Here is a 4,142-nt window from a genome sequence, read left to right as displayed (position 1 = left end):
TTATGGAATTAGCTCTAGGATATTTCTTCATGTCAACGATGTAATCCACGTACCACTTTAGCGCATTTGCCGCTCGTTGTGGACGGGATTAACTTCAGTCTGTCCACAACGTGGTTGGAGCGCACTCATGCATCTCCAGCGCATTGTTCTGCCCAGCGGCCGTATCACCTGGACCGCCTATGACGGCGACGCCGTTGTCGCTGAGATCCGCGACTTCGTGATCTATCTCGAAGCCCGGCATTACGCGCCCCGCACCGTCAGCCATTACGCCCGGCACGCTGTCAGGCTTGGCAACTATCTCGCGGCCCTCGGCAGAAGCTTCCACGAGATCACGGCCACCGATCTCGACCGGTTCATCCCAGCCGTCGCCAAGGCTGGCCGGAAGCTCGATGCGAGAGCCGCCATGAACCTTATCCCACTGCGGCCCGAGCACGTGGAGGTCTCGGCCAGCCTGCACAACCAGATCCTGTTTGGCATCAAGGCGTTCTATGCCTTTCTGAAGCTCCGGGATGCAACGGTGCTGTTCGACACGGTCGAGAAGCCGCGCGCCTATGCGCCCGAGGTCTATCAGCCGTTTCTGGCGCATGTGTCTGCCCGCAGGGCGCGCCGGAAGGCCGAGAGCCGCTCGGATGGTGATGCCATGGCGGCAGCCGCCAAGCGAGCCGCCGATCACCGGTTGAAGCCGGAGCAGGTCGTGCGGATCATCCAGGCCGCCACGCTGATGCGCGATGCCTTCCTTGCGGTCATCCTCTATACGACCGGCATGCGGATCGGCGAGGCGCGGGGCTTGCTGCACGAGGATATCCGCCTCGATGAGAACCTGATCTGGGTGACACCACGCGCGCTCGAGAACCGCGCCAGGGTCAAGAGCGGCCATCCACGGCCGATCCCGGTGCCAGACTTCCTCATGCGGATGTACGAGGACTACATCGCCAGCGACGAGTACCTGCCCGCTTTTGAAGCCGGAACGGACTACGTGTTCTGCAATCTCGCCGGAGGATTGATCGGGCGCGGGTTGTCCGAGAGCAATGTCTACGACATTCAGGGGCGTCTGGCGAAGGCCTCCGGCGTTGCATTCACTTGGCACATGTTCCGGCATTCCCATGCCAGCGAAGCCATCGCTCAAGGCTACAGCCTGCTCGATGTTGCCGACCGGCTTGGCCACGCCAGCCCGCAGACCACCAATGCGATCTACAAGCACCTGTTCAACGCCGAGTATCGCAAAATGCGCCTCCGGAGCCATGAGGAACTCGAGGGACGGCTGAGCGATCTGCGGCGTCGGACCCTGACGCAGGAGCAGATCAAATGGCTATGAAGATCGTCGCCACGAACGAGCCGCAGAACGCTTACCTCGGCAGCCTTCAGGCCTTCATTGCCAGCGTCAGCCCCCTCCTCCTCAAGCGCGATCGCTGGGGCTATCACACCCTGGACAAGTGCTTCGGCATTGATGGCGCCTCAGCGCTCTATACGCCACCGAAGTTCCCATCACGGACGCGGCAGCGACTGCGCCAGGAGGCTCTGGAACTGGCCGCCAATCCGCGCTCGGACGATCGCTTCCTGGGCGGCGTCGGCTTCGACTTCACCAGCGTTCCCGAACCGTATCGGACCGAGCTCAAGGCTTATTTTACATGGCGGCTGGCCCGCTCGCATAGCCGGCACTACGACTGGTATGCTCGGGCCGCACGCCTGATCCCGTTCTGTGCCGATCTTGCCGATCCAGCCCGACGGCCCGCAACAGTGAATGTGCGCCCATGCCTGATCGACTTCGGGGACCCGCTTGAGGATGGTGACGGCAACAGCAGCACGCCGCTGGCCCAGGTCATGCGGGATTGGTTCCAGACTCAAGGCTACAGCACACGAGAGTACACCGGGGAATGGCGCCTCCGGGGCGGCGAGGGCACGTTGGCCAAGAACGTCTATCGCAACTTCACGCCGGCAAACTCCCTGGTGCGGACGCTTCTGATCCTGCGGGAGAAGGCCAAGCCCCTCGAGACCAGGGATCTCATTCTGTTCGAAGATGTGTATCCAGCCGACGAGGTTCCGGAGAGCAAGCGGACGGAGCCCTACTTCCACTTCTACAAGGTCCGTTCCCTCTGGCTGCGCGATGCCGCGCGGCGTTATATCTTGAGCAAGATCGCGTACAAGGAACTCTCCGCCACGACCCTGGTGAGCTATGTCAAAAGGTTGTCGCAGCTCGATGAGTGCCTGCACGACCTGCATCCTGTGCCGAAGCCGAAGCATGTGACGCAGGAGTTTGTCGACCACACCTTCCTGGCCTGGGGCAAGGAGAAGGGCTTCGTCGGGCAGAACTGGTATGCCGATCCAATCAACCTGCTCAAATGGGCGTCAGCCCACCTGCCCGCTCTGGGCTGGTCACGTCTGACCTTCGATCCACGCAACATCCGTCGGGTGCACAGCTACCATCCGAAGGGCCGCCATTACGAGCGCAAGTTCGAGGAGGCGCTGGTCCCGGAGGAGGTGGTGGAGCAGATGTTTGCCCGGTTCGACACCCTGCCCCCGGTGTGCAAGCGGCTGCTGATCATCGTCCGCTACACCGGCATGCGTTGCCGCGACCTTCATCATCTTGGATTCGGTTGCCTGAAGCCCGATCCGGACGATAACCGGTTCATGCTGCTCACGTTCTACCAATCGAAGGTCCGGCGGTGGAATACCAAGCCGCTGCAAAAAGACGATGCAGCCCATGCTCTGGTCATCCAGGCGATCGAGGAGCAGCGCGCAGAGGTTCACCTGCAATGGGGCCGGGCCACTGAGTATCTGTTCCCGCACCGGCTCGGCGACAAGGAAGTGGCTCTCGACAGCAGCAGAACCCGCGAGATCATCGGCCGGTGGTGCATCGACAATGGCATCCGCGACACAGCGGGAAAGCTGTACGACTTCGGCTGGCATGACTTCCGGCACTTCTACGGCACCGAAATGGCGTTGGCCGGCTATGACATCCACCTGATCCAGATGGAGCTGGGTCATGCCTCGGCCGACATGAGCCTCGTGTATGTCAACCGTCGTCTCAAATTGCGCAAGAAGGCTCTTCTGGAGAAGGGCGGTGGCAAGTTCGTCACCATCAAGGGCGAGGTGGACGACAAGATCGCCGAACTCGCGATCCGGAAAGATGCGGCCCTGGCAGTCGATATTCCCGGCGGTCTGTGCTCCCTCCCCGGCCAGATTGGCGAATGGTGCGAGCACAATGGAGCCTGCTTCACCTGCGTCTACTTCCGGGCGGATGTGGAGCAGTTACCCTTTTTTGAGCGGGAGAAGCGTTCAATGGCCTCAGGCTTGAAACGCCTGCAGGCGGAGGTGACCGACTTCGAACAGAAGGGCCAGCTGCGCATGGCCGAGATCGGCCGCAGGAGGATGGAACGGACTGAGGACGGCATGGCGAATCTCGCCACGATCATCAGCACGATCAAAACGGAAGGGGTGTACGGTGGGAGCCATCGGAAGTATCGGGGGGCTGCTTGCGGCAGCGGAACAGCGCAGTGTGGAAAAGCGGCGCCTGGTCGAGGAGACGATCACGGCGATGCGCCGCCGCGGTGAGGTGATCACCTTCAAGACGGTGGCCGAGCAGGCGGGGGTGAGCCGCCAATACCTCTACACGCACTTCAAGGACACCATCGAGCAACTCCGCACGGATGGGCAGCATCAGGCGGTCGGGGTGGAAGGCGAGACGGTCCCTGCCCGCTCCGCCGGCCGGGCGGCCACGATCGAACTGGCGCTGCGGAACAAGATCAGCCGCCTGGAGCAGGAATTGACGGAGCTTCGCAAGGAGAAGACGGCCCTGGAACGGCGCTACGAGAAAGCCCTTGGCGAGGCGGAGGAATGGCGCAGCCGGCACCAGGCTGCCGTCACCGAGTTGCTGGAGACGCGCAGCCGTTCGAAGGCTTGAATGTGAGATCGTCATGGCCGATGACGGAGAGATCCGTCATCGGCCATGCGAGCCTCGAGGCCGGAGGCACGCGCAGCGGTCAAGAATGCGCAGCACCGCCGCAGGCGGCGGGCCGAAGGCCCGTTCTTGACGGCGAGCATGCCGTAGGCACTCACATCCTGCTGTCGTTCTTGACATGTCCACGACAGCTAAATCACTGCTACAGTTGAGGATCCTGTTAGGGACTAGAGCTAAATGGAAC

Annotated in this window: 3 protein-coding genes; all 3 read left to right on the top strand. The window is 62.0% G+C overall.

What is annotated here, in order from left to right; genetic code table 11:
• Positions 1-127 precede the first annotated feature (127 nt).
• Genes OC446_RS29625 through OC446_RS29615 form a run of 3 tightly spaced genes read left to right on the top strand, consistent with a single transcriptional unit; the run spans position 128 to position 3,901 of the window.
• On the top strand, positions 128-1,315 hold the full coding sequence (locus OC446_RS29625; RefSeq protein WP_262032480.1) for a site-specific integrase: 1,188 nt from the start codon (positions 128-130) through the stop codon (positions 1,313-1,315).
• Positions 1,306-3,552: a tyrosine-type recombinase/integrase gene (locus OC446_RS29620; protein WP_262032479.1), complete on the top strand. Its 2,247-nt coding sequence runs from the start codon at positions 1,306-1,308 to the stop codon at positions 3,550-3,552. The genes OC446_RS29625 and OC446_RS29620 overlap by 10 nt, the downstream gene beginning before the upstream one ends.
• The gene (locus OC446_RS29615) at positions 3,443-3,901 is read left to right on the top strand and encodes a DUF6262 family protein (RefSeq protein WP_315986564.1); all 459 of its coding nucleotides are present in this window, start codon (positions 3,443-3,445) and stop codon (positions 3,899-3,901) included. Before OC446_RS29620 ends, OC446_RS29615 begins: the two co-directional genes overlap by 110 nt.
• Positions 3,902-4,142 lie beyond the last annotated feature (241 nt).

Origin of the sequence: Microvirga sp. Mcv34, from assembly GCF_024519725.1 — a bacterium.
Taxonomy (GTDB): domain Bacteria; phylum Pseudomonadota; class Alphaproteobacteria; order Rhizobiales; family Beijerinckiaceae; genus Microvirga.
Note: the sequence above shows the minus strand (reverse complement) of the source record. Positions and strands in the feature narration are given on the sequence as shown.

What these genes read in the sequence shown, in the direction of transcription:
- OC446_RS29625 (WP_262032480.1), top strand. Translation starts at nt 128, where the DNA reads ATGCATCTCCAGCGCATTGTTCTGCCCAGCGGCCGTATCACCTGGACC.
- OC446_RS29620 (WP_262032479.1), top strand. Translation starts at nt 1,306, where the DNA reads ATGGCTATGAAGATCGTCGCCACGAACGAGCCGCAGAACGCTTACCTC.